General features: G+C 61.4%; 16 protein-coding genes. 8 read left to right on the top strand and 8 right to left on the bottom strand.

Features of this window, described 5'->3' with window-relative positions:
- The first annotated feature begins 267 nt into the window (after positions 1-267).
- On the top strand, positions 268-1,611 hold the full coding sequence (locus M1E02_RS03065) for a pectate lyase family protein (protein WP_479376696.1): 1,344 nt from the start codon (positions 268-270) through the stop codon (positions 1,609-1,611).
- Positions 1,611-3,506 (top strand): pectinesterase family protein, encoded by a 1,896-nt coding sequence (locus M1E02_RS03060; RefSeq protein WP_479376695.1) that lies wholly within the window; start codon positions 1,611-1,613, stop codon positions 3,504-3,506. The genes M1E02_RS03065 and M1E02_RS03060 overlap by 1 nt, the downstream gene beginning before the upstream one ends.
- A 254-nt stretch (positions 3,507-3,760) precedes the next feature.
- Here the strand turns inward: M1E02_RS03060 and M1E02_RS03055 are convergent, their stop codons facing one another.
- The 4 genes from M1E02_RS03055 to M1E02_RS03040 all read right to left on the bottom strand — a co-directional run bounded on the left by M1E02_RS03055 (position 3,761) and on the right by M1E02_RS03040 (position 7,644).
- Positions 3,761-3,898 carry a methionine/alanine import family NSS transporter small subunit gene (locus M1E02_RS03055; RefSeq protein ID WP_479376694.1) on the bottom strand — a complete coding sequence of 46 codons (138 nt, stop codon included), beginning with the start codon at positions 3,896-3,898 and terminating at the stop codon, positions 3,761-3,763.
- Complete coding sequence (locus M1E02_RS03050; protein WP_479378044.1) at positions 3,895-5,469, bottom strand: sodium-dependent transporter; 1,575 nt, start codon at positions 5,467-5,469, stop codon at positions 3,895-3,897. The genes M1E02_RS03055 and M1E02_RS03050 overlap by 4 nt, the downstream gene beginning before the upstream one ends.
- 252 nt (positions 5,470-5,721) lie before the next feature.
- Positions 5,722-6,726 (bottom strand): hypothetical protein, encoded by a 1,005-nt coding sequence (locus tag M1E02_RS03045; protein WP_479376693.1) that lies wholly within the window; start codon positions 6,724-6,726, stop codon positions 5,722-5,724.
- 3 nt (positions 6,727-6,729) lie between these two features.
- Positions 6,730-7,644 (bottom strand): hypothetical protein, encoded by a 915-nt coding sequence (locus M1E02_RS03040; protein ID WP_479376692.1) that lies wholly within the window; start codon positions 7,642-7,644, stop codon positions 6,730-6,732.
- A 76-nt stretch (positions 7,645-7,720) separates the two neighbouring features.
- On the opposite strand from M1E02_RS03040, the gene M1E02_RS03035 reads away from it, so the two are divergent.
- Together M1E02_RS03035 and M1E02_RS03030 are read left to right on the top strand one after the other, a co-directional pair.
- Entirely contained in the window at positions 7,721-8,275 is a 555-nt protein-coding gene (locus M1E02_RS03035) for a hypothetical protein (RefSeq protein ID WP_479376691.1), read from the top strand.
- Entirely contained in the window at positions 8,272-11,286 is a 3,015-nt protein-coding gene (locus tag M1E02_RS03030; RefSeq protein WP_479376690.1) for an ATP-binding cassette domain-containing protein, read from the top strand. Before M1E02_RS03035 ends, M1E02_RS03030 begins: the two co-directional genes overlap by 4 nt.
- 39 nt (positions 11,287-11,325) lie before the next feature.
- Here the strand turns inward: M1E02_RS03030 and M1E02_RS03025 are convergent, their stop codons facing one another.
- Together M1E02_RS03025 and metH are read right to left on the bottom strand one after the other, a co-directional pair.
- On the bottom strand, positions 11,326-11,478 hold the full coding sequence (locus tag M1E02_RS03025; RefSeq protein ID WP_479376689.1) for an LPXTG cell wall anchor domain-containing protein: 153 nt from the start codon (positions 11,476-11,478) through the stop codon (positions 11,326-11,328).
- 49 nt (positions 11,479-11,527) lie between these two features.
- Complete coding sequence (gene metH, locus M1E02_RS03020) at positions 11,528-15,178, bottom strand: methionine synthase (protein WP_479376688.1); 3,651 nt, start codon at positions 15,176-15,178, stop codon at positions 11,528-11,530.
- A gap of 135 nt (positions 15,179-15,313) precedes the next feature.
- On the opposite strand from metH, the gene M1E02_RS03015 reads away from it, so the two are divergent.
- The 4 genes from M1E02_RS03015 to M1E02_RS03000 all read left to right on the top strand — a co-directional run bounded on the left by M1E02_RS03015 (position 15,314) and on the right by M1E02_RS03000 (position 21,646).
- Complete coding sequence (locus tag M1E02_RS03015) at positions 15,314-15,787, top strand: GNAT family N-acetyltransferase (RefSeq protein ID WP_479376687.1); 474 nt, start codon at positions 15,314-15,316, stop codon at positions 15,785-15,787.
- Between the two features lie 321 nt (positions 15,788-16,108).
- Positions 16,109-18,559, top strand: coding sequence for an SIR2 family protein (locus M1E02_RS03010; RefSeq protein WP_479376686.1), 2,451 nt, complete (start codon positions 16,109-16,111; stop codon positions 18,557-18,559).
- A gap of 585 nt (positions 18,560-19,144) precedes the next feature.
- Positions 19,145-20,875, top strand: coding sequence for a DUF6119 family protein (locus tag M1E02_RS03005; protein WP_479376685.1), 1,731 nt, complete (start codon positions 19,145-19,147; stop codon positions 20,873-20,875).
- 198 nt (positions 20,876-21,073) lie between these two features.
- Positions 21,074-21,646 (top strand): MmyB family transcriptional regulator, encoded by a 573-nt coding sequence (locus M1E02_RS03000; protein ID WP_479376684.1) that lies wholly within the window; start codon positions 21,074-21,076, stop codon positions 21,644-21,646.
- A 109-nt stretch (positions 21,647-21,755) separates the two neighbouring features.
- Here the strand turns inward: M1E02_RS03000 and pntB are convergent, their stop codons facing one another.
- Positions 21,756-23,228, bottom strand: coding sequence for a Re/Si-specific NAD(P)(+) transhydrogenase subunit beta (gene pntB, locus M1E02_RS02995; protein WP_479376683.1), 1,473 nt, complete (start codon positions 23,226-23,228; stop codon positions 21,756-21,758).
- Complete coding sequence (locus M1E02_RS02990; RefSeq protein WP_479376682.1) at positions 23,225-24,784, bottom strand: Re/Si-specific NAD(P)(+) transhydrogenase subunit alpha; 1,560 nt, start codon at positions 24,782-24,784, stop codon at positions 23,225-23,227. The genes pntB and M1E02_RS02990 overlap by 4 nt, the downstream gene beginning before the upstream one ends.
- Positions 24,785-24,811 lie beyond the last annotated feature (27 nt).

Here is a 24,811-nt window from a genome sequence, read left to right as displayed (position 1 = left end):
TTCGACGGTTCCCTGCGGAATCGACGTTCGCGAACGTCTAGCGCGCGGGGAACCCTCGAAATGGCGCAGAAGGCGGGCCTCCTGAGTCGTCCGGTTAAGCCCCGCGTGGCTATGAACCTAAACCCGCTATTGCCGAGAAACCGTTTTCTGAGTAGTGTCCTTCTCAGCGCTCCGCCGTGACCGTCGTCATAGTCGCCGCCGGACCGGAGCGCAGTTCATTCCAATGACGGAAGAGAGAACATGCGAAAACGCAGTAGGTACTTACCCATGTCCGCAGCCATTGCCGTGGCAGGAGCACTGATCATTCCGGCGCCCGCAGGGGCATCCGCCAACCCGCTGGCCGATCCCGCAGCCCAGACCACCCGAACCCCGCTGGAGCGCCAGGTTCTCTCCCCCGGGAACGGCTGGGCGTCGGCAGGAACAGGAACCACGGGAGGCGCAGCGGCGGCGGACGGCAATATCTACGACGTCTCCACCAAGGCCGAACTGCTGGCAGCCTTCGCAGCAGCAGGCACGCAGGCCAAGATCGTCCGGGTCCATGGAACCATCGATGCGAATACAGCACCGGACGGTTCGCCGGTTACCTGCGAAAACTATGCCGAAGGCACCGGCTACAGCCTGGAGCAGTACCTTCACGACTTCGACCCCGCAAGCTACGGCCGTACCCAGAAGCCCGCCGGCCCGCAGGAGGACGCACGGCGCCTCGCAGCCGCGAAGCAGGCGAAGTCCATCCGTTGGGACATCCCCAGCAACACCACCATCATCGGCGCGACGCCGGAGAGCAGCATTACCGGTGCAGCACTGCGGATCAACGGCGCTGCCAATGTGATCGTCCGCAACCTGACCGTGCGGGATGCCGCCGACTGCTTCCCCTCCTGGGACCCCACCGACGGCGCCGAGGGCAACTGGAACAGCGAGTACGACCTGCTTCAGGTCATCAACAAAGCCACGAACGTCTGGATCGACCATTCCGAGTTCACCGACGCCCCCAATCTGGACAGCTCCCAGCCCGTCTACTTCGGCCGCCAGTACCAGGTGCACGACGGCGCCGTCGACGTCACTAACGGCTCGGACCTGGTGACCATGTCCTTCAACCGCTTCTCGGACCATGACAAGCTGCTCCTGATCGGGTCCACGGATTCCCCCACCCGCGGGGACCCCGGGAAGCTGCGAGTCACCATCCACCACAACGTCTTCGAAAACGTCGGCCAGCGCGCCCCGCGCGTCCGTTTCGGCCAGGTGGACGTGTACAACAACCACTTCAAGGTGACCGAGGACAGCACCGTTCCGTACGGCTACACCCTGGGCGCCGGATTCGAGTCGCACCTTTATGCCGAGGCAAACGCCTTCACGCTTCCGGCCGGCATCGACGCCGCCACCATCATCGGGCGCTTCAAGGGAACGGCCATCACCACCATCGGTAATGCCGTCAATGGGAAAATCACGGACGTTCGCGCCGAGTACAACGCCGCCGCCGCACCAGCTGACCAGTTGGCAGCGGACGACTCCTGGACGCCCACCCTCCGCACCCAGGTCCATCCGGCCCAGGCTGTTCCGGCACTCCTCCAGAACTCCACCGGCCCTATTTTCACCACCGGGGGGAAGGGCTGATGGGCGCCTTTCTGCCGAACCGTCGCAGCGTGCTGGCGTCCCTGGCGCTCACTGCCGGAACCGTGGCTCTCTCGGGAACGGGCATCGCTAACGCAATCACACAAAGGGCCGCGGATCCCACGAAACCCCGGACGAAACCGGTGATCTTCGTGGTCGGGGACTCGACGTCGTCCGCGTACCAACAGTCCGAGCGCCCCCGCGCGGGCTGGGGGCAGGCGCTGCCGCTCCTGCTGGGGCCGCAGGCAACGGTGTTCGACTACGCCTGGTCCGGCGCCTCCTCCAAGAGTTTTGCCGACGCCGGGCTACTGGACCGGGTACTGGCGCTGATGCTGCCGGGCGACTACCTGCTGATCTCCTTCGGCCACAACGACGCGAAAGTTGCCGATCCTGCCCGCGGAACGCTCCCCGATTCCACGTTCAAGGAGTACCTGAGCCGGTACGTCGACGGGGCGAAAGCGCGCGGAGGCAAGCCCGTCCTCGTCACTCCGGTGGAGCGCCGCCGCTTTGATTCCTTCGGAAATGCCCGGGATTCCCACGGCGCGTATCCGCAGGCTGTACGGGAACTCGCTGCTGCATCCGGGACTCCGCTGGTGGACCTGACCGCTTCCTCAAAGGACTTGTGGCAGCAGCTGGGGCCGGAAGGAACCAAGCAGCACTTCCTCTTCCTGGCTCCCGGCGAGCACCCGCAGTATCCGCAGGGCTCCGAGGACAACACGCATTTCCAGGCCGCCGGCGCCCTCGCCGTAGCTGGCTTGGTGGCACGCGAGCTGCGATCCAAGGAGATCGTGCCGCCGGGCTACTTCCTGAATATTGACATCCTGAAGGTCGACGCCGGCACGGACCCACTATTTGGCATGTACTGGCCCGCTGAGCGCCCCATTGATCTCCCGGTAACGCTCGACGTCGGACCCGGCCGGACGTTCGCCACGGTACAGTCCGCCGTCGACTCCGTTCCCTCGAACAGCCTCCAGCGGACGGTGATCAGGATCCAGCCCGGCACCTACCGTGAGGCCGTGCGGGTGCCGAGCAACAAGCCCAGGATCTCGTTCATCGGTCAGGGCAACAGGCCGGAAGACGTGGTGCTCGTCTACAACAACGCTTCCGGAACACCCAAGCCGGACGGCACCGGGAACTTCGGCACCTCCGGCAGCGCATCAGTCCGGATTGACGGGCCGGACTTCGTGGCCCGGAACCTGACGTTCAGCAACGATTTCGACGAAGCCGCCAATATGGGGATCAAGGACCGGCAGGCCGTCGCGCTGCACATCACAGGTGACCGTTCGGTGCTGTCCAACGTAAGGTGCCTGGGCAACCAGGACACCCTGCTGGTCAACTCACCGGGGGCAGGCGTCCCGGCCCGTTTCTACTTCGACTCCTGCTATGTAGAGGGCGACGTCGACTTCATCTTCGGCCGGGGGACTGCTGTTTTCAGCGGCTGCGAGATCAAATCCCTGGACCGGGGCTCTGCGACGAACAACGGCTACGTGACGGCAGGGAGCCTGGATCTGTCCATCAAGTACGGCTACCTTTTTGACCGGTGCCGGCTTGTTTCGGACGCTGCCGCCAACAGCGTCCACCTGGGCAGGCCGTGGCACGCGGGCGGTGACCCGAAAGCAGTGGCGCAGGTGCTGGTGAGGGATTCCTGGCTCGGCGCCCACATTTCCGGCATGCCCTGGACGGACATGAGCGGCTTCTCGTGGCGGGATGCACGCTTCCACGAGTACAACAACCGCGGCCCAGGAGCGCAGGTGACCGCCGACCGGCCGCAGCTGCCCGCAGTTGAGGAGGGTGCCTACACGGTCAGGACCTATCTGCAGGGCACGGACGGCTGGGCACCACAGCTCGCCGGCTCCACGGCGGATTGCAGCGTGGTGCCTGCTGGGGTGGGGGTCTAGCTTCCGGCACAGCGGCGGATAACGTTCGCCCGTTTCGACGGTTCCCTGCATAAACGACGTTCGCGAACATCTAATGGGCAGGGAACCGTCGAAACGGCGCGAATGCCCCGTGGGCATCCGATGGCCAGATCCTCACCTTGCCGCTAGTCGTACATGTGCTAAGTGTGCTTGCCATATCAGTGCGACAAGGTGTGCTCAGAAGACGAGGCTGCGCAGGTTCGGTATCTGCCGTCGGTCTGGAGAACTTCGAACGGTCAGAGCTCCCGTGCGGGCTCTTCGGGCAGCGCGCCCTCATCCTCCGGGTGCCGCCTAAGGTTGAGCAACGCCAACGCCAGGCCGCCCCAGACCGTAAGTATGGCCACAATCATCATGGTGATCGCGATGGCTGTCATTGTGCCGTCTCCTTTGCTTCTTCTTCCACCACGGAGTCGTATTCCGGATCATGGTGAGCCTTGGATCTGGGGCTCCAGGGGATGAATGTCAACGCGAGCGCAAGGACCACTAAGGCCGCTGCCATACCCCAGCCAAAAAGGCCCACGAACCAGGCGGGATAGCCCTCATAGGTGGTGGAGATCTTGCTGATGAATTCACTGGACACCATGTAGATCAGTGCCAGCGGCACGATGCCTGCCACCAGCACCATCCAGGACCGGCGCATCTTGATGGTGGAAATCCGGTTCAGATGGGAGGACAGCAGGGGAAGCTTTCGCAGGAACCACGCGATGACTACTACGGTCACCAGCGCCCCGAGTGTAATGCCGAAGCTGTTAACGAACGCATCGGAGGTATCCAGCAGGTACAGGCCTGTTGCGGTCGGGAAGAGTGCCAAAGATACAACAGCCACCAGGCCGCTGACCGTTACCGAGGCCTTGATCCGGCCCCAGCCGAGCTTGTCCTGCACTGCGGCAACAATGACTTCCAGTACAGAGATCAGGGATGTTACACCTGCGAACACCAGGGATCCGAAGAACAGTACGCCCATGAATGCCCCGAACGGAGCCTGCGACACGATGGTGGGGAAGGCGACGAAAGCCAGACCGATCCCCTGCGTCACCACGTCATTCACACCCGCACCCGCAGCCGATGCCATAAAGCCAAGAGCGGCGAAAACACCGATTCCGGCCAGGATCTCAAACCCGGAATTGGCAAAGGCAACCACCATACCGGAACCTGTGAGATCCGTCCTGCGCTTCAGGTACGAGGAATAAGTGACCATGATGCCATAGCCCACCGATAGCGAAAAGAAGATGTGCCCGTAGGCCGCAGCCCAGACGCCGGGGTCAGCCAGCGCGGCCCAGTCAGGGGTAAAAAAGGCGTTGAGCCCTTCTGCCGCACCGGGAAGGAACAGCGACTGGAGTACCAGGAGGAGGAACATCACGATCAGCAGCGGCAGCAGGATAGAGTTCGCGCGCGAGATGCCCTTGCGGATTCCGGCGACCATGATGATGATGACCGCCACCCAGATCAGCAGCAGCGGGAAGAAGACGGACGGGACGTAGGTGAATCCGATACCCGGGGCTTCGGCAACTTGGAGGAAGTTGCCGAAGAAGTAGCCCTCGGCGTCGTCGCCCCAAGCCTCGGTGAAGGAGAAGATGGTGTACATCAGGGACCACGCAATGATCACCGCGTAATAGGCAGCGATGACGAAACAGACAAGTACCTGCCACCACCCCAGTGGTTCCGCGCCCCGGTGGAGACGCCGGTAGGCGAGCGGCGCTGAGCCACGGAATTTGTGGCCCACGGCGTAGTCCAGGAACAGCAGCGGGATACCCGCCGTCAGCAACGCCACAAGGTACGGAATCAGGAACGCCCCGCCTCCGTTGTCATAGGCGATGTACGGGAAGCGCCAGATGTTGCCCAGGCCAACGGCCGAGCCGATAGCGGAAAGGATGAAGAGTCGGCGCGAGGAGAACGTCTCACGTTTTACAGGTGCCGATGCGTCGTGTGAGGAGATGCTGCTCATTCCGTCACGCCCCAGGTTGGTGCGTTTGTGCCGTGCTGCGGTAGGCATGGCAGGTTTCTGGCCGGTTCATGGGGGACTCGCTCTCAGGTGAAGGTGGACGTCCGTTTCACTGGCTATCTGGGGACTTTACTGCGTATTCTTCCCCTCGCGGAAGCCCTCATCTTAAACCGCGAGCCTGGACGGCCGTATGAAGCGTCCCTACCAGCAGGGACGACGGCGGGGCCTCCCCTGCTACCTGAACATTGAAGACGTCTATTCCACCAGCGCATTGTCAATAACCGACTCCAGCACCGCCAACCGGATTGGAATCACGGACTCGAAGTACTTCATCTCATCCGGAACGTGCTTCGAAAATACGTCCTCGAGCAATGAGGGCATTTCTTCCACGGTCTTCTTATACCGCTTGGCCGCAAAATCGAACTCGGATTTGTTTGCCTTAATCTGATCATTCATGCCCTTGAGTTCATCAGCAAGATCCTGCAGCTCCTGCGCCGAAGCATTTCTCGCGAAGGCGTCGTCCGCCTTCTTCTTGAACTGGTCCGCTGACGCGGTGAGAGGTCCGAGGCTCTGTTCCGCTTTGGCTGTAGCAGCCCCATCAACCTCCAGCTGACTTACCCGGTTCTGTACTCGCCGGGCATAGTCAACGTAGGTAGGGTTCTTTGACTGCCCCAGCTTCTCAGTTGCGCTGCGACATACACCGGCAGCCTCAGTGAGTAGAGTTGCCCGCTCAGTGAGATTGGCTCCCCGGCTGCCTATGAAGATGCCCTTGCAACCCTCGTTTTCTTCGCCGAACAACGCCTGAAACTGCGGATATGAGTCCACAAGCCCTGCCATGTAGTCGACAAAACCCAGGTATGAGTCCTCGAACTGGGCAATGGCGTCCCTGAGCTCACCCTCCTCAGCGCCGCGGGCAGCCTTCAATGTTCCCATCGCTTCCCGAGCGGAAGCTTCTGCTTCCTTGAAGGCGTCGAGCTCCTTCTTCGAATCCTGCTCTGCCTTCTCTAGTGATCCAGCCGCAAGGTGTGCTTTTTTGTACGCTGCCAGGTACGTGTTCACGGCTGGTTGCAGCTTGCTCTGGGCGTCACGGACGGTCACCAGTTGCTCGTTCTTGAGCTGCACGAGGCTGTCCCTGTCCTGCTGCCTGGCCACGTGCGTCACGGCGACAAAAGCTGAGGCGGTCAAAAGAAGCAGGACAATAACGCCGGCCACTACCAGAAATCTCTTGTTGCTCTTTCTGCGGATCAGATTGGTGGTCATGGCCTATTCCCCACTCTTCGTTTCTTGGCCGGCCGACTCAATGCTTTCTTTCAAGATCCGTTCGAACTCCTCATTGGACTTGTTTGCCTTGTCAATGAGTTCCAAATATTTCGCATTTACATCAGCTTCGTATTTTGTCTGCGCTTCCTTGAGCGGTTTGTTGATGTCCAGCAATGCCAGCCCTGACTCAATCTTGGCGATACTACGGTCAAACCGGTCTGTGCTCTCGACAACCTTCTGCGCATTCCCCCGCTGTTTGCTGATCACGGCCTCAACGTCGGATAGGAGCTTGGTTGTTTCCTGCCCGCTACCCTCTTTGCCCGATGCGAGTGCGGCCAGGCAACCGTCGGCGGCCTTTACATACTCCTCGGCATATTTGTCGGTGTTGACGTTGAACTTTGAATGAATGGACGCACAGGCCCCGCCAATTGACCGTGCAATAGCTGCCTGGTCCGTGACACGCTGCTCGTTGTAGGCCACCACGGCGCCGTACTCCTGCTGGAATACCTTGAACGCGTTCGCGACTTCCTGCTTACTCAGCGCAGGTGACTGCTCCATTCGCTGCAGGCGGTCACGGTTGATGCTGGCTTCACGTTGCAGTCGCCCGGTCTCTTGGTCGAATACCCGTTGCTTGTCCTGGTCAGATGCTTCTATTGAAAAGGCATTCGTATATCGGGCAGCAAATCTGTTCACCAAGGGCTCGTACAGGTTCATCGAGTTGTCCACGATGGCACGCTGATTGTCGAGCTGGACCAAATCCTGCCGTTCCGTTCCAGCCATTCGCGAACCGAAAAACCAAACACCCAAGGCGATGCACAACGCTGCTATCACCGCAATGGCAACAATTCTGATGCCCCAGGCAGGCCGTTGTTGTGATTCTTCGTTTGTATCCAAGCTCATATTTCCCCCGTTAAACATCCCGCGACCCGCCTAGAATACGTCACACAACGCGACCGCATCCGGATCCTGACAGGCAAAGCCCTACCCTTAACACGTGTCTTTCACTAAAATCCGTACCGCCGCCGCGAGCTCCCTCGCCGCCGCAGGTCTCCTGCTTGCTCTCGCCGCCTGTTCAGCACCGGCCGCCTCCCAGTCAACTACCTCCGCACCGGCTTCCCCGGCAGCTGCAACCAGCGCCGCCGCCGGGCCCTGCACCGGTGTGAAGGTCATCGTCGACTCCGGCTCCCTGAAGCAGGCCGCCGCCGATACCTCCGTCTGTGTCCCCGTGGACGCACCCACCCTCGCTTCCGAGGTGCTCGCAGAGGCAAAGGTGAAAACCGAGGGCACCCCCGAATATCCCAAGGAACTGGCGTGCCGTGTAAACGGTGTGCCTGCAGCAGACTTCGACATCGTCCACAAGGGTGGAACGTACAAGGAAGAATGCAGCAAGATGCCCCCGATGTTTGCTTACTGGGCTCTCTGGGTTAAGCCGGCCACCGGTGACTGGGCCTACGCCCAGGAAGGCCTCAGCGCCCTGAAGGTGAGCCCCGGCGAGAGCCTGGAACTGCTGTTCACGGTCGACGGCGCACCGGCCACCCCCTCGGCATGACCTTTCGACCCGCGCCGTTACGGGCAGCGGCGGTTCTCGCCGTCGTCTTCATCGCGGCGCGGGTCATCTACCGCATCCTTTTCAACGGAGCGGACACCGGCGAGCCGGTTCTGCTCAACCTGGCCCCGGTGCCGCTGCCTGCCCCGTACGCGCATGTGGTCCTCCTTGGTCCGGTAACGGCGCCTGGGCTGTGGGCGGCAATCCTGTCCGCACTGCCGATTGCCGGGCTGATCCTCTCTTTCGGCATCCTCAACGCCTGGGTGGACGTGGCCCGCGGCTTCGTGCGCTTGGCCCGCGGCGGCCCCATGCAGGGCATTGCCCGCACGCTTGTGGTTGCGTGGGCCGCGCTCCCTGCACTTGCCGACGCCGTCACCTCCGTGCGCCTGGCCTTTCGGCTGCGGAGTGAACGCTTCGGAGCCCGTGCCCTTATTCCAGTGCTCGAACGCACCCTTGAGCACGCCAGCCGGGTAGCCGCGGCTCTCGAGTTGCGCGGCTTCGGTAGCCGGGCAACACACCAACCCACCCGTGGCATCGAAGCGCCGGTCCTCGTCCGGGACGCGCAATTCCGCATTGGTGACGCGCAGGTACAGGTGGCGGAATTCACGCCGTCGAGCGGGTCAATCACGGTCATTACCGGGCCGACCGGCTCCGGGAAGTCCACCATTCTGCGGGGTCTTGCAGGCCTCCTCTCCCACGTTGACGGCGGAGAAATCGCTGGCACCGTGAGCGTCGCCGGAGCGGACCGTGCCACCACGCCGCCGCGCGATACCGCCCGCCTCATCGGCGTCGTCCTGCAGAATCCCCGGGCCGCCTTCGCCAGCACCCGGGTCCGGGACGAAATCGCCCTCGCACTCGAACTGCGCGGCATGGGATCCGGTAGCGTCAAGGCCCGGGTGCTGGAGGTCGCCGAGAGTATCGGGGTGTCGGCGCTCCTGGACCGGAATGTCAGCACCCTCTCGGCCGGTGAGGCAACGCTTGTTGCCATCGCCGCAGCAGTGGTGGACCAGCCGGCCCTGCTCCTGGTGGATGAGCCCTTGGCTGACCTGGACACCTCCGCACGCCGCCACGTCATCGCCGTCCTCCACGCCCTCGCCCGCGATGCCGGTGTCTGCGTCATCGTTGCGGAGCACCGGGCGGAGCCGCTGGTACCCGTTGCCGATTCGTGGTGGACCATCGACGACGGCGCCCTGGTACCGGGTGCCGCGCCGGAAGTTGCGCCCTCGCACTCTCTTGATGCGCGCCCGACGCCGGGACAGCCGGCCGAGCTCGTGCCCGTACTGACTGCGACAAACCTTGCGGTGCACCGCAAGGGCAACCCGCTGGTGCGCAGCGCGTCGCTGACCCTGAACCGCGGCGAAGTAGTTGCCCTGGTGGGGCCGAACGGTGCCGGGAAGTCGTCCCTCCTGGTGGCACTCGCGCTGGGTGAAGGCACTGGTAGTAAAGGCAAGGGCAGTGAAGGGACTGTCGACGGCGGGACGCTCGACGGCGGCCGGGTCGCCCTCGTGCCTGACGCCTCGGACGACCTCTTCACCAGGGATACTGTCGCAGGCGAGCTTCGCGCGGCCGACCGGCGCCAGGCGCGGGCTGAACGTAAGGCTGCTCATGGTGCCCGGCATAAGGCAGGGCGACAAGCAGGGCGGCTACTGGGCCGAGGTCGCTCAGACCGGCATGCCCCGGACGGGCATCATTCAGGCACTGACCGGCTTGCCCCAATGCCGGCTGCGTCGCGCCTTGCCCGGTTGCGGGGGAACGTCAGCATTCCCATCGGCCACGAGCACCCCCGGGACCTCTCCGCAGGCGAGCGCAGGATCCTCGCCATCGCGCTGCAGACCATGGACGATCCCCAGGTACTCCTGATCGATGAGCCAACCCGTGGGCTCGATCCCGCGGCACGCGCAGCAGTGTCGGCGGCGTTGCGGACGGCAGCGGATGCGGGTACAGCAGTCCTGATCGCCACACACGACCACGACTTTGCCTACGGCCTCGGCGCCCGGATCCTCCCGATGAGTGACGGTATTGCGCCTGCTGACAGCGCGCCGTCTTCTGACAGCCTGGCGGCGCAGTCCTCTGTGACCGAAGCGGTCCCGGCCAATGCGTCCGCAGTCCAGCGCATCGCAGCACCACGGTTCACGGACGAACCAACAGACTCTCAGGGCGGCGCGCAAAGACGGCGCCACATCCGGCTGCCGCGGGGCGTCGAATTTGCGGTTCTCGCAGCTGCAAACGTTCTCGCTCTCGCAGCATTCTGTTGGCCGCTGCTCGCTGCGGCCCTGCCGGAGGATGCCGCTGCGGCCCTCCCCTACGCGGCGCTGGCTATTGCGCCCATCGCCGTGGTTGCCATCATGGTGTCCCTCGACGGCTCGGTCCGCTCAGCGCACACGGTCGCGTTGCTCGGTGTCCTGGCTGCTGTCGGCTCGGCAATCCGCGTGGCGAGTACCGGCGTCGGGGGTGTGGAGGCAGTCTTTATCCTGCTGATCCTGGCCGGCAGGGCTTTCGGTCCCCGTTTCGGCCTGCTCCTTGGTGCGGCCACCATCGCCGTCTCAAGTGTCTTGTGGAGTGGGATCGGGCCTTGGACGCCGTTCCAAATCTTCGCCTGTGCGTGGGTGGGTGCCGGGGCCGGCCTGCTCCCCCGCCGGGTGCGGGGCAAAGCCGAACTGTGGATGCTGTGCGGCTACGGCATCGTGGCGTCCTACCTGTTCGGCCTGCTGACCAATCTGTGGTTCTGGCCCTTCGCGGTGGGCGCGGGAACCGGCATCTCTTACCTGCCGGGCGCGCCGCTCGCCACCAACCTCAGCAGCTTTCTGCTCTACTCGCTGGTGACGTCGACGGCGGGCTGGGACACCCTGCGTGCCATCACCACCATCGTTGGAATCGCCGTGGTGGGCCGGGCAATTCTCGCCGCCTTCAGGCGGGTAAAGCCGGTCTCCAGCGGGAGCGGGCAAGCCGCGAAGGCTCAATCCGCCCAGGCTGAATCCACTCAGGGCAAGGACCCGCTTCAGCTCACACCGTGAAGCAAGTCCCGCCGTCGTCCGCTTCCTTTTAGGTAAGCGTCAGACGTTGGCTCTCCGTTTGAACCAGCCCCAGACCGCGGTGGCCACGAACAGGATCAGGCCGATGAATGCCAGCCACAGCAGGCCCTCCAGGAGGAAGCCGAGGACCGAAAGGACGAGCCAAATGATAAGCAGTGTGATGATAATTCCCATAAGGGAAGCTTAGGCCTTCTCCCTGCTGAAACTGCGCACGGGCTTCAACTCACACCTTGAAGTACTTCGCCTCCGGGTGGTGGAACACGAACGCGTCGGTGGACTGTTCGGGGTGCAGCATCAGCTCGTCGCTGAGGATCACGCCCATCCGCTCGGGTTTCAGCAACTCCGTCACCTTGCGGCGGTCCTCCATGTCAGGGCACGCGGGGTATCCGAGCGAGAAGCGGGCGCCGCGGTAGTCGAGCTTGAAGTACCCTGCCTTGTCCTTGGGCTCCTCGGCTGCGAAACCCAGCTCGGTGCGGATACGGGCATGCCAGAACTCCGCGAGGGCCTCGGTGAGCTGCATGACCAGGCCGTTGAGCTCGTAGTAGTCGCGGTACTGGTTCGCGGCGAACATCTTGGACGTGAACTCCTCAATCGCTGAGCCGGCGGTGACCAGCTGGACCGGAAGCACGTCAATCTGGCCCGATTCGCGTGACCGGACGAAGTCGGCAAGGCACAGGTGCCGGTCCCGGCGCTGGCGCGGGAAGTCGAACCGCAGACGCTCGGTGCCGATCGGACCGCCAGAACCGCCATCGGGGGCGAGCAGTCCCGCGGTGCCGAGGACGCCGTCGTGGTCCTCTCCGTGGTGCAGCACCACCACCTGTTCCCCTTCGGAAACCACCGGGAAATAGCCGTACGCGACGGACGCATCGAGCATGCCCTCGGCGAGGATGCGGTCCAGCCAGTACCGCAGGCGGGGCCGGCCCTCGAGTTCCACCAGTTCCTCGTAGGAGGCGCCGTCATCGCCGCGGCCGGGCTTGAGCCCCCACTGCCCCATGAACGTGGCGCGCTCATCGAGCAAAGCGGCGTAGTCGTGCAGCGCCACGCCGCGGACGATGCGCGTGCCCCAGAACGGCGGCGAAGGCACGTGGTTATCGGCGACGACGTCGGACCGGCCGGGCATCGCCTCCGGTTCGGTCACCGTAAACTTCGCGCCTCCCTTGTGGATCCGCTTCTTCAGCGGGGGAAGGCCGACGTCGTCCGGCGACTCGCCGCGGGCAACGCGGACCAGCGGTTCCATGAGTGAGAGGCCCTCGAAGGCGTCCTTGGCGTAGCGCACCACGCCATCAAACTGCTCGGCCAGGTCCTGCTCCACGTAGGCGCGGGTCAGGGCAGCGCCGCCGAGGATGATGGGCCACTTCTTCGCGAGGCCACGGGACTGCAGCTCCGCGAGGTTCTCCTTCATCACCACCGTGGACTTCACCAGCAGGCCGGACATGCCGATCACGTCGGCGTTGTGCTCCTCCGCGGCGGCCATAATCTCGGCGATCCCCTGCTTGATGCCGATGTTGATGACCTTATAGCCGTTGTTGGTGAGGATGATGTCCACCAGGTTCTTGCCGATGTCGTGCACGTCGCCGCGCACGGTGGCGATCACCATGGTGCCCTTGCCGGACGAATCCGACTTCTCCATGTGCGGCTCAAGCAGGGCCACGGCGTTCTTCATCACCTCGGCGGACTGCAGCACGAACGGCAGCTGCATCTCGCCGGCGCCGAAGCGCTCGCCCACCACCTTCATACCCTCGAGCAGGTAGTCGTTGATGATGCCCAGCGGGGTCAGTCCCTCGGAGCGTGCCAGGTCGAGGTCAGCTTCAAGGCCCTTGCCCTCGCCGTCGATGATCCGCCGCTCAAGGCGTGCACCGGTGGGCAGCGCCGCAAGTTCCGCGGCGCGCTGGTCCTTGAGTGCTGCGGTGTCGACGCCGGCGAACATGTCCAGCATGATGGCCAGGGGGTCGTAGGTGGTGTTGCCGTCGGCGTCGTATTCGCGGCGGTCGTAGACAAGGTCCAGTGCCACCTTGCGCTGCTCTTCCGGCAGTGAAGCGAGCGGCACAATCTTGGCGGCGTCGATGATGCCGCTGGTCAGGCCGGCCTGCACTGCCTCGTGCAGGAACACCGAGTTCAGGACCATGCGCGCTGCCGGGTTCAGGCCGAAGGACACGTTGGAGACGCCGAGTGTGGTGTTGATGCCGGGGTACTTCGTGCTGATCTGGCGGATGGCCTCGATGGTTTCGATTCCGTCCCGGCGGGTTTCTTCCTGGCCGGTGGCAACGGGGAAGGTCAGGGCGTCGACGATGATGTCTTCGACGCGCATCCCCCATTCTCCCACCAGGGCGTCGACGAGGCGGGAAGCGATCGCCACCTTGCCCTCGGTGGTGCGTGCCTGGCCCTGCTCGTCAATGGTCAGGGCGATCACGGCGGTACCGTGTTCCTTCACGAGCGGCATGATGCGCGCGAAGCGGCTGGTGGGTCCGTCGCCGTCCTCGTAGTTGACGGAGTTGACCACCGGGCGGCCGCCGATGTGTTCGAGCCCGGCCTGGAGTACGGCCGGTTCGGTGGAGTCCATGACCAGCGGGAGTGTGGAGGCCGACGCGAAACGCGAGACGATCTCCTTCATGTCGGCCACGCCGTCGCGCCCCACATAGTCGATGCACACGTCCAGCAGGTGCGCGCCAACACGGACCTGCTCGCGGGCAATATCGACGCAGTCGTCCCAGCGCTCTTCGAGCATCGCCTGGCGGAACGCCCTGGAACCGTTTGCGTTGGTGCGCTCGCCGATGGCGAGGTAGGACAGTTCCTGGTCGAAGTTCACGTGGTGGTAGAGGGACGCGACGCCGGCTTCCCGCTCGGTGGGAACGCGGGCGCCGTCGGCGGCCCGTCCACCGCTGGCGACCGAGGCGCCGTTGCGGAAGGGAGCAAGACGTTCGACGACGGCGGCCATGTGCTCCGGCGTCGTACCGCAGCATCCGCCCACCAGGCCGATGCCGAATTCCCGGACGAACTGCTCGTGCGCGGTGGCGAGTTCGCTGGGTGACAAGGGGTAGTGCGCGCCGTTGGGGCCAAGTACCGGCAGGCCGGCGTTGGGCATGCAGGCGATGGCAACGGTGGACTGCTTGGAGAGGTGACGCAGGTGCTCGCTCATCTCGTCCGGCCCGGTGGCACAGTTCAGGCCGATGGCGTCGACGCCGAGCGGTTCGAGGGCGGTGAGTGCGGCGCCGATCTCGGATCCCATGAGCATGGTTCCGGTGGTTTCGACGGTTACCTCGACGAAGATGGGGAGCCTGATGCCGCGGGTGACGATGGCCTGCTTGCAGCCATTGACGGCGGCTTTGGTCTGCAGGAGGTCCTGGCTGGTTTCGATGAGGAAGGCGTCCGCTCCGCCGTCGATGAGGCCCTCGGCCTGGAGAGCGAAGGTTTGTTTGAGGTAGTCGTAGCTGGTGTGGCCGAGGCTGGGGAGCTTGGTGCCCGGTCCCATGGAGCCCAGGACCCAGCGCATGCGGCCGTCTGTTTTTTCTGCCGCTTCCGCTCTTTCGCGGGCGATTTCCGCGCCTTTACGGGCGAGCTCTTCGATGCGGTCGTCGATGCCGTAGTCGGAGAGGTTGGACCAGTTGGCGCCGAAGGTGTTGGTTTCCACGGCGTCGATGCCTGTGGCGAAGTAGGCGTCGTGGATGTCCGCGAGGACGTCCGGCCGGGTGTGGTTGAGGATCTCGTTGCAGCCTTCGAGCCCCAGGAAGTCTTCCTCGAGCGAGAGGTCCCGGCCCTGCAGCATGGTGCCCATGGCGCCGTCGGCGATGACGACCCGGTGGTTCACGGCATCCAGGAGCTCCTGCGAACGGGCAGGGCGGGGCACGGACTCAATATCAAGCGCAAAACGAGGCATCTAAACAGATTACGGGTGCGGCCGGAAATGTTGCTTCGTATTTCTGTGTACTACGACGGGGGGGTGGGTGCCTGGGCGGTCGGGGCGCGGGGAGTGGCCGGCGCGGGAGCGCGGAGGCGCGGTAAATTTGAGGTGATGATTCAGATTGACCGGGACGATCCCGCACGCGCCGATGTCCACCAGCTCCTGAGCGAGCACTTGGCCGACATGTTCGCCACCTCCCCTGCCGAAAGCGTTCACGCCCTGGACCACTCCGCGTTGTCCGGGCGGGAGATTACTTTCTGGGCAGCCCGCGAGGACGGCGATCTTCTGGGGTGCGGCGCACTAAAGCTCCTGGATTCCCCACTTGGGTCAGCCAGCCACGGCGAGATCAAGTCCATGCGCACCACGGCGAACGCCCGGGGACGGGGCGTGGCCACCCGCATGCTCCGGCACATCCTCGACGACGCCCGGACCCGAAACCTCGAGCGCGTCCTCCTGGAGACCGGAAGCGAGGAGTACTTCGCTCCGGCGCGACGCCTGTATGCCCGCCACGGCTTCACGGAGTGCCTGCCCTTTGCGGACTACGTCCTGGATCCGAACAGCGTGTTCATGGAGCTTCGCCTGTAAGGAAGGATTCGGCGGACGAAGCAAATGTCGTTGCTCAACCGGGCTACGGGTAGTAATAGCTGGTGTGTCCGAGGCTGGGGAGCTTAGTGCCCGGTCCCATCGAGCCCAGAACCTGGACGCGGGAATGCCCAGGGATGGACTCCTGGCGGAAACCCGCCCACGAGTGGCCCGAGACCTGCGAGTAAGCAACCGTTGCTGGTTCCCATTAGAGAAAACTAAGCCCGGCCTGCATAGCTCAAGGCCACTCATCTGTGACGATCGGCAGGCAAACGTCAATCCGGGATACCCTCATGAGAATCGTGCGTGCGTACAAGGGGAAAAATGAAGACAAAGGACCTTGCGGCTACTATCCAGCCGTCCCGAACCACCCTTCTCTTCGGAGCTGGGACATCAATCCCCTCAGGTGCTCCCACAGGTCCTGCCTTGGGAGCAACCCTTGCTGTCAAATTGGGGCGATCCCCCGGTGAAGAGCTCTCAGAGGTTGCCCAAATCTTTGAAAACCGATTTGGCCGCCCGGAACTAACAAAGGTAGTAAGAGCAGGACTTAAAGACCTGACACCCGCTGCTGGCTTGCTTACACTTCCCGCTTTCGACTGGATGTCGATTTACACGACAAACTACGACACCCTCATCGAGCAATCATATAGTCAGGCACGGCGCGATCTGCAAGTATGCCGATCGAACTATGACGTAACAAAGCCCCGCGGTTCGGATACAACTCTATACAAAATTCACGGCTGCGTGACTCAAGATTCGGACACGGGTCACAAGAATAAGATGCTCATTACCGAGAGCGATTACGATGACTACGATAAATATCGTCAGACTTTGTTCAACACACTGCAGCAGGATATGTTCACTGCAGACACGATTATTATTGGTCAATCCCTGAATGATCGCCATCTAAAAGAGCTTGTTAAGAGAGTTTGCAGCCTAAAACACGAAGGCGTTCAAGCACGAATATTTTTGATGGTTCATACATTTGATGAAGACAAAGCGTCTTTGTTCACACGTCTGGGAGTCGAAGTAGTCCACGGCGATCTTGAAGATCTGCTCCGTGCTCTCCTGGCGGTCACTGAATCATCCGGAAACTTGGCTCACTCTACATCCACACAAGTGGACAGTTTCTTGACACCTGACCTGTTGCTGACATCCCACAATGTCCAACACGCAGCCCAGCTGGCGGGCAATCCCGTTCGATTGTTCAATGGGACACCTGCCACATACGCTGACATCGCTAGTGGCCATACCATTCCCCGGGCGGCCCTAAGTCGGATTGAAAACGCAAAGGCGGGGGCACGAGGTTTTTTCCTAGTTATCGCAGGCTCTCGGGGCGTCGGCAAGACAACCATGGCAAGAACGTTTGTGCTGAAGCGCATGCAGAACGGAATGCCCGCATGGGAGCATTTGTCCGACCACGCTCTCGACGTGCAGGCCTGGGCTGCCGTTGAGCTCAAGTTACGTAAGGAAAATAAGGACGGACTACTATTTATTGATGACTGCACGCGTCACCTTCGAGCGGTCAACAAGCTTGTAGATCATCTCAACTCCTTGGAACGGTCACATCTCCGAATCATTGTGACTGCTGAGGCAGCTAAGTGGAAAGTTTCACCAAAATCCCGCGGATTCTTCTCCAAGGGTGAGCTAATTCGAATATCCGTCCTGGAACGCGCTGACATCGACAACTTGATAAACCTACTGGATCAGAAATCAGAAATTCGCGCTCTCGTGGAATCGCACTTTCTTGAATTGAGTCGAGTGGATAAGGTTAGGCGGCTGCGCGAGAAGTGTAGCTCGGACATGTTTGTTTGCCTGAAGAACATTTTTGCCAATGATAACCTCGATAACATCCTGCTACAGGAGTATGCCGAGCTGTCACATGAAGCCCAAGAGATCTATAGGTACGTGGCTGCAATTCAGGCGATGGGTGGTTTTGTTCACCGGCAACTGATCATGCGCATTACGGGGATAGGCGCTACTGGACTAAGCAATTTGCTTAACCAGCTGGATGGCATAGTTTCGGAATACACCATTGATCATCGCAACGGGGTATATGGTTGGTGTACCCGGCACGATGTTATCGCGGAAACTATTGCCCGCTGGAAGTTTGCGGATCAAAATGACTTACAGATACTCCTCGCTTCTCTTATCGACGGATTGAATCCGTCGATTCGCATAGAGATGGAGAATGCGATCGCAATAGCTTCCAACGATGCTGGAATAAACAGGGTTACTAACTTAGCCAGCCAAGTCAGGCTTTATAGATCTCTTATTGAGACTATCCCTGCGCATCACACTCCCAGACGTCGGTTAGTTCGCTTGTTCCTCAGGAACGAAATGCTTTCAGACGCCGAGAATGAAATAGTTCAGGCGGAACGCGCTTTGGGCAAGGATCCTGTCATTTCCCGCCATAAGGCTTTGCTTACTCTTCGAAAAGCCGAACTCACGCCTGGCATCACGGATAGCGACAGAACGGCAATGCTGCTGGATGCGGAAGGAATCATCCGACGCTGCATACGAGACTTTGAGCAAGACCTGTACAGCTACAGGACGCTTGGTGAGATTGGTTTGGCTCTGATAGAGAGAGCCGGGGATTTCGCCGCCTACGATGATGCAATTAAGTACCTTCAGGATTTTGAGTCACTCAACGGTGACCCGGAAATAGCAAATGAGCGTAGAAGGCTTGTAGGGCGCGTTCGTAGTCTTGGGTTTGAAGTGTACTCCGGCCCTGCAGAGCTTCCGGAAGTCGAACCCCCGTCTGTGGATAGCTGACGTCCTCTGACTCGGCGCCAGTTTCAGGATCTGGAAACCTCAATGTGAGCTGACCGGACTCTGCGTTCGTTCATTAGCGGGGGCGCTTTGGCGGGCTGCTGACCTGCTTCGGGTAGAGACTGTTCGGGCAAGGGCCAGGACGCTGAGTTGGACGGAATCCGGGCAAAAGGCCAAGCCTACGAATACTACTCGACACGTTCAAACGAGGCGATATCGACCCACCAGGGGGCAATCGCAAACCGGAACTCTACTCCAAGGTGCCAGCGCCACACCCGCCTGATCCAGAGTCGGACTACGGCCACCAGCAAACTAGCAAGCACAAAGTCCCCGGCCGGCTTTATGCACGAATGTTCCGAAAACTGCGGCATTGTTAGACAACCATTGGATGGAAAAGGCGGATAAGTAGTGCCTGACCACACAGCGTAGAGAGTCATAGTCTGCTTCCCTCGAATCTCAGGAAGCTACGTTCCGCGACTAATGGAGAGCGAAGTCGACCTACGGTTTGGAGCGAATAATTATTGCTTCATACTTGGAAAATCACCTACTCTGGCGATATGGCTTACTGCCATGTGAAAGGACGATGGCATGGGCTCAAAAGCAGGCATAACTCCACCGATCTACAAGATCGATGCAGATGCGGCAATTGACGTCGTGGGGCCCACTTCCGACGTGCAAGACCTGCCGGCCAAGATCATTGGGTTATACAACAATCAAAAAGCCGAAGAGATCTATGCAAAGGAGGGCGCCGCTAATATCGATGGCTGCAGCCTTCTATTGTATCGAAACGTGAAAACACGTCCCAACACCAGTAGCTGGGTCAATTTCTTCAAAGGCGCAGGCATCATGCTCGAAGACATCCAGAACCAAATGCAGCACTTGGTCTGCTTCGTAGTGGTGGACGACGAACTCTACGCCTACACGGCAGGACAATCATCTGTTTCTTTTGAACGCTTTGTTGATATTTCCTTTCCCATCGAAGTTGGGCGCAGGGTTGCAAAGGCGGAGCTGAAGGGCGCTAAATCGAGTCAAATCACAGGCACGACTCCCGCTAGTGAAGTTCACTTCCGCGATCCACGGCGTATCACTCACGTGGAGTCCCTAGAGAACGTTTGGACAGCCCTTAGTGGACAGATCCAGGAGTCGCTACTCGGCGAAAAGGCGATAAGAGAAATATTCGGGAAAAAGTCCAAGATGCGTTTGGAAGTTACGAGTGCTATCAAGTTGGGGCCTCGCATCGAATCGCCTCAGAAGCTCATCAAGCTGATCCGATGGATGGCAGCCAAAGCGGAGGACAAACTCCCCGAGGACGACGGATGGGCGGGGCTAGACGCAATCCAGGTATTGAACCCGAGAAAAAGAAAAGACCTAATTGAAAAGCTCAAAAAGAACCTCGCAGATCGAATTTTCGTAAATAAGAACTGGACGAATATCTCCGTCGCCCATGTTGATGCCTCTCTTTATGACAACGCGACCTTGTACAGCGTGTCGCAGGGCAATGACAGTCTCTACGAAGCAGATTCACCGCCCGACTTATCCGACATAGTGAACAGCATGACGATAGATTCCGCCAATCTACTCGGCAACTTTTTTTCAGTTGTTATACAAACGGAAAATTCCGACTACTTCAAAGGTGTCTGGACTAGCGGGCCATTACTCAACCATCTGCATGGAGAAATACGTCACGAAGGAAAAACCTACTTCCTTCTCGCTGGCAAGTGGTACGAGGTGGATGCTACTTATATCGACCAAATCACAAAGGACTTTCTCGCCACTTTGACATCACTGGATCTAGACGCTTCGGCAGTGGGCTTGAAAGATTGGCCGCATGCAAGCTCGGAGGGATCCTACAACGAGGAAACGTTCAAGGGCTACATCAACGGGGACAGAGTACTCACCGACAACATTGAGCTCTTTGACGGTCTGATCTCGGACGGCAAGACGACGTATCTCGTGCATGTCAAGCGAAACTTCGATGTGAAGGTTCGGGATGTGCGCTCGCAGGTTATCAACTCCGCGCAGATCATCGAGAATGACCTACGCATCGGAACCAGGGCAAAGCTCAGAAGTCATCATGCGCGGCTTGTGGCTTGGAATCGAACTAAGCTTTCCCAAGAGGAATTTCTCAACCTGTTCGAGAACCCGCGCGTATACGTTATGGCCTATGGAAGCAAGATAAAGGTTGAAGAAAACACGATTAAGAAGTTCAATTCGAGCGTTGCACGCATGGAGGTCGTTTCACTAAGTAACCAATTCCGGCAGATAGGCAGCGCAGAGGCGCAGGCTAAGCTCGCAATTACGTGGGTCAAAATCGTCTAATTGAAGATAATCCTATCGAAGGTAGGATATAAATACGCAATTTCTAGTGCCAGGGAACCAGCCGATCTTTTGAATGGGAGCGGCACCGCCGTCTTTTCCCGGCATGGCAACGACGCGCGCCCTCAAAAGGGACTTGCCGAAGGGCGCCACGAAGTCGTTGAAGTTAAAACTGGCCGAAGTGTCGCCCTGTTCGAGTCTTTGCATGAGACTCTCCCGGCCGTCATCCTGGGACGTCGGGGCGACATCCTGGCCTGGAATCACACCGGCCATGAATTACTCTTCGAGCATGTACCGTTCGAGACGCCAATGGATATCCATCGGCGCCCCTCAGTGCCCAGGTCATGCTTTCTTGATCCGCTCACACAGGACCTTTACAGCAACTGGGAAGAACTTGCCGGCACGCATGTTGCCTACCTCCGGTTGACGTCCGGCCGTTACCCCTCGGATGCCAGACTTGCCGAACTGATTGGGGAACTGGCCATGAAGAGCAGCAAGTTCGCGAGTCTATGGGCCGAGGGCGATGTCGCCGATGGCACCGTGGGCAACATGGTCCTGTCCCACCCCACGGTCGGGGCACTCGACGTCGACTATCAGGTCTGGCTGCAGCCGGAGTCGCCCGATCATCGCCTTGAGGTCTACACGCCCAACGACGACGCGTCGCGGGACGGGCTCAGCGTCCTCCCGAACAAGTTCCGGGGGTCCGGGCCCTCGCCGGACAACCACACAACAACGCCTGGGAGCAGGGATCGCCTGCCCGTGGGCCGCGTTTAGCCACCCGTCCAACAGCCAGCCGCAAAACCACCTCGCCTGCCGAAAGCGTTCACGCCCTGGACCTCTCAGCGCTGTACGGGCCATCGACAACCCTCCGGCAGCACGGGTGTCAGAACGCTTTGAGGATGTCTTCGACGCGGGTTTTGGCGTCGCCGAAGAGCATTTGGGAGTTGTCGCGGAAGAACAGTGGGTTTTGGACGCCGGCATAGCCTGCGGCCATGGAGCGCTTGAATACAATGACGTTTTCGGCTTCCCAGACCCGCAGTACTGGCATCCCGGCGATGGGGCTGCCCGGGTCTTCGGCGGCGGAGGGGTTGACAGTGTCGTTAGCGCCGATGACGAGGACCACGGAGGTCTCGCCGAGGTCTTCGTTGATTTCGTCCATTTCCAGGACGATGTCGTAGGGGACTTTGGCTTCGGCGAGGAGCACGTTCATGTGCCCTGGCAGGCGCCCGGCCACCGGGTGGATGCCGAACCTGACATTCACACCCCTCTCTCGGAGCTGGTGTGCGAGTTCCGCGACGGGGTATTGGGCCTGGGCCACGGCCATGCCATAGCCGGGGGTGATGACGACGCTGGAGGCGTTGGTCAGCATTTCAGCGGTGGCCTGGGCGGTGATTTCGCGGTGCTCGCCGTACTCTGCGTCCGCCGCGGCGGGGGCTGCGATGCCGAAGCCGCCGGCGATCACTGAGATGAAGGATCGGTTCATGGCCTTGCACATGATGTAGGACAGGTAGGCGCCCGAGGATCCCACCAAGGCACCGGTGATGATGAGCAGGTCATTGTTCAGCAGGAAGCCTGCCGCAGCGGCGGCCCAGCCGGAGTAGCTGTTGAGCATGGACACGACCACGGGCATGTCGCCGCCTCCGATGGAGGCCACCAGGTGCCAGCCCAGGCCCAAGGCCAACACAGTGACGACGATGAGGAGCCAGAGCTGGGAGTCGTTGACGTACCAGATGGTCAGGGCGATGAAGGCGGCGAGGGCACCGAGGTTGATCGCGTTCTTACCCGGCAGCATCAGGGGTGAGGATTTCATCCGGGCGGAGAGTTTCAGGAACGCCACGATCGAGCCAGTGAAGGTCACTGCGCCGATGAACACGCCGATGAACACCTCGGCGTGGTGGATGGCTGTCAGGTCCGGGGATAGCTCCGGGGCTTCGAGGTGCCCGTTCCAGCCGACCAGTACCGCGGCGAGACCAACGAAGCTGTGCAGCAGGGCGATCAGTTCAGGCATGCCGGTCATTTCGACTACGCGGGCGCGCCAGAGCCCGATGGCGCCGCCGACTGTCACCGCGGCGACGAGCAGGCCCACGCCCGTGAGGCCGGCGCCGGCGCCCCAGGCGTTCTGCAGGGTCAGCCAGATGGTCGCGGCCAGTGCGATGATCATCCCGGTGATGCCGTAGATGACTCCGGCACGGGCTTTCTCGTGCTTGCTCAGCCCGGCGAGGCTGAGGATGAACAGCAGGGCAGCGACGACGTAGGCCGCCCCCGCGATGGAGTCGGCGGTCAACGGACCGGAGACGGTGTCAGACACGGTAAGGCTCCTCGATAGAATTCCTGCTGCTTCGGGGGCCGCGCTCATGAACGTGCCTTCCCGGCCGAGAACATGGCGAGCATGCGACGGGTGACGGCGAAGCCGCCAAAAATGTTAATGCTGGCCAGCAGGACCGCGACGGCGGCGAGGATCTGCATGACGATGTTGTCCGAGGTGACCTGCAGGAGGGCACCGACGACGATGATCCCCGAGATCGCGTTCGTGACGGACATCAGCGGGGTGTGCAGGGCGTGGTGGACTTTCCCGATGACGTAGAAGCCGACCACGATGGAGAGCATCAGGACCGTAAAGTGCTGGGGCAGCGGCGCCGGGGCCACCGCGTTGATTCCGAACAGCACCGCGATCCCTGCGGCAAAGAGCCCGGCCTTACCGGCAGGGCCCAACCCGGTCTTTTTCGCCGCCTTGTCCGCAGCCCGCTCATCGGCGCGTTTGGTTTCGCTCTGAACCGGGGCGGCCGAGACCTGGACCGGTGGCGGCGGCCAGGTCTTCTCACCGTCGCGTACCACCGTGACGGAGCGCTGCACGACGTCGTCGAAATCGATCCGAAGCTGACCGTCTTTGTCCGGGGTCAGGAGCTTGAGCAGGTTCACCATGTTCGTCCCGTACAGCTGGGACGCCTGGGCCGGGAGCCGGGCCGGAAGATCCGTGTAGCCCAGGATCACCACCCCGTTGTCCGTCACGATGCGTTCGCCGGCGACGGAGCCTTCGACGTTCCCGCCCTGGCCCGCTGCCATGTCCACGATCACGCTGCCAGCCTTCATGCTGGACACGTCTTCGGCGGTGAGTAGCTTCGGCGCCGGACGCCCCGGGATCAGGGCTGTGGTGATGATGATGTCCACATCCGCTGCCTGCTCGGAGTAGATTTCCGCGGCCCGGGCGTTGTACGCCTCGGACGTCGCCTTCGCGTATCCGTCGGAAGACTTCATCTCTTCGGCGACCTCGACCTTGAGGTAGGTTCCGCCGATGGATTTCACCTGGTCGCCGACTTCCGGCCGCGGATCAGTCGCCCGGACTATCGCGCCCAGGCTGCTCGCAGCGCCGATTGCCGCCAACCCGGCGACGCCGGCGCCTGCGACCAGGACCTTCGCGGGCGGTACCTTGCCCGCCGCGGTAACCTGGCCCGTGAAAAACCGACCGAACTCGTGGGCCGCCTCAATGACGGCACGGTACCCGGCAATGTTCGCCATCGAACTGAGCACATCCATCGACTGGGCCCGCGAGATCCGCGGCACCGCATCCAACGCCAGCGCCGTGATGGGACGCGAAGCCAGAGCCTCCACCAACTCAGGCCGCAAACCAGGGCTCAACGATCCGATCAACGTGGCACCCTCGGTAAGACGGGCAATCTCATCCTCAGTAGGCGGATTGATCCGCAGCACCACCTCGCTGCCCCACGCCTCATCGGCGCCCACAATCAGGGCACCCGCTTCGGCATAAGCCTCATCACGGAACGACGCGGACTCCCCCGCACCCTTCTCGACCACAACCTCGTAGCCCAACCCCAGCAACTGCTTGACGGTGACAGGCGTCGCCGCCACCCTAGTCTCACTGCCCAACTCGGCCACAATGCCAATACGTGTCACTATTTTCTTCTCTCTAAGATGTGATGC

It is taken from the genome of Arthrobacter sp. Z5-13, from assembly GCF_056499105.1.
This window is presented reverse-complemented; position numbering and strand designations above follow the sequence as displayed.

Bases quoted from the DNA above. Each gene is read 5' to 3' on its own strand.
- M1E02_RS03050 (WP_479378044.1), bottom strand. From the start codon at position 5,469: ATGAGCAGCATCTCCTCACACGACGCATCGGCACCTGTAAAACGTGAG.
- M1E02_RS03060 (WP_479376695.1), top strand. From the start codon at position 1,611: ATGGGCGCCTTTCTGCCGAACCGTCGCAGCGTGCTGGCGTCCCTGGCG.
- M1E02_RS03055 (WP_479376694.1), bottom strand. From the start codon at position 3,898: ATGACAGCCATCGCGATCACCATGATGATTGTGGCCATACTTACGGTC.
- M1E02_RS03065 (WP_479376696.1), top strand. From the start codon at position 268: ATGTCCGCAGCCATTGCCGTGGCAGGAGCACTGATCATTCCGGCGCCC.
- M1E02_RS03005 (WP_479376685.1), top strand. From the start codon at position 19,145: ATGGGCTCAAAAGCAGGCATAACTCCACCGATCTACAAGATCGATGCA.
- M1E02_RS03015 (WP_479376687.1), top strand. From the start codon at position 15,314: ATGATTCAGATTGACCGGGACGATCCCGCACGCGCCGATGTCCACCAG.
- M1E02_RS03025 (WP_479376689.1), bottom strand. From the start codon at position 11,478: ATGGGAATTATCATCACACTGCTTATCATTTGGCTCGTCCTTTCGGTC.
- metH (WP_479376688.1), bottom strand. From the start codon at position 15,178: ATGCCTCGTTTTGCGCTTGATATTGAGTCCGTGCCCCGCCCTGCCCGT.
- M1E02_RS03010 (WP_479376686.1), top strand. From the start codon at position 16,109: ATGAAGACAAAGGACCTTGCGGCTACTATCCAGCCGTCCCGAACCACC.
- M1E02_RS03030 (WP_479376690.1), top strand. From the start codon at position 8,272: ATGACCTTTCGACCCGCGCCGTTACGGGCAGCGGCGGTTCTCGCCGTC.
- M1E02_RS03040 (WP_479376692.1), bottom strand. From the start codon at position 7,644: ATGTTTAACGGGGGAAATATGAGCTTGGATACAAACGAAGAATCACAA.
- pntB (WP_479376683.1), bottom strand. From the start codon at position 23,228: ATGAGCGCGGCCCCCGAAGCAGCAGGAATTCTATCGAGGAGCCTTACC.
- M1E02_RS03045 (WP_479376693.1), bottom strand. From the start codon at position 6,726: ATGACCACCAATCTGATCCGCAGAAAGAGCAACAAGAGATTTCTGGTA.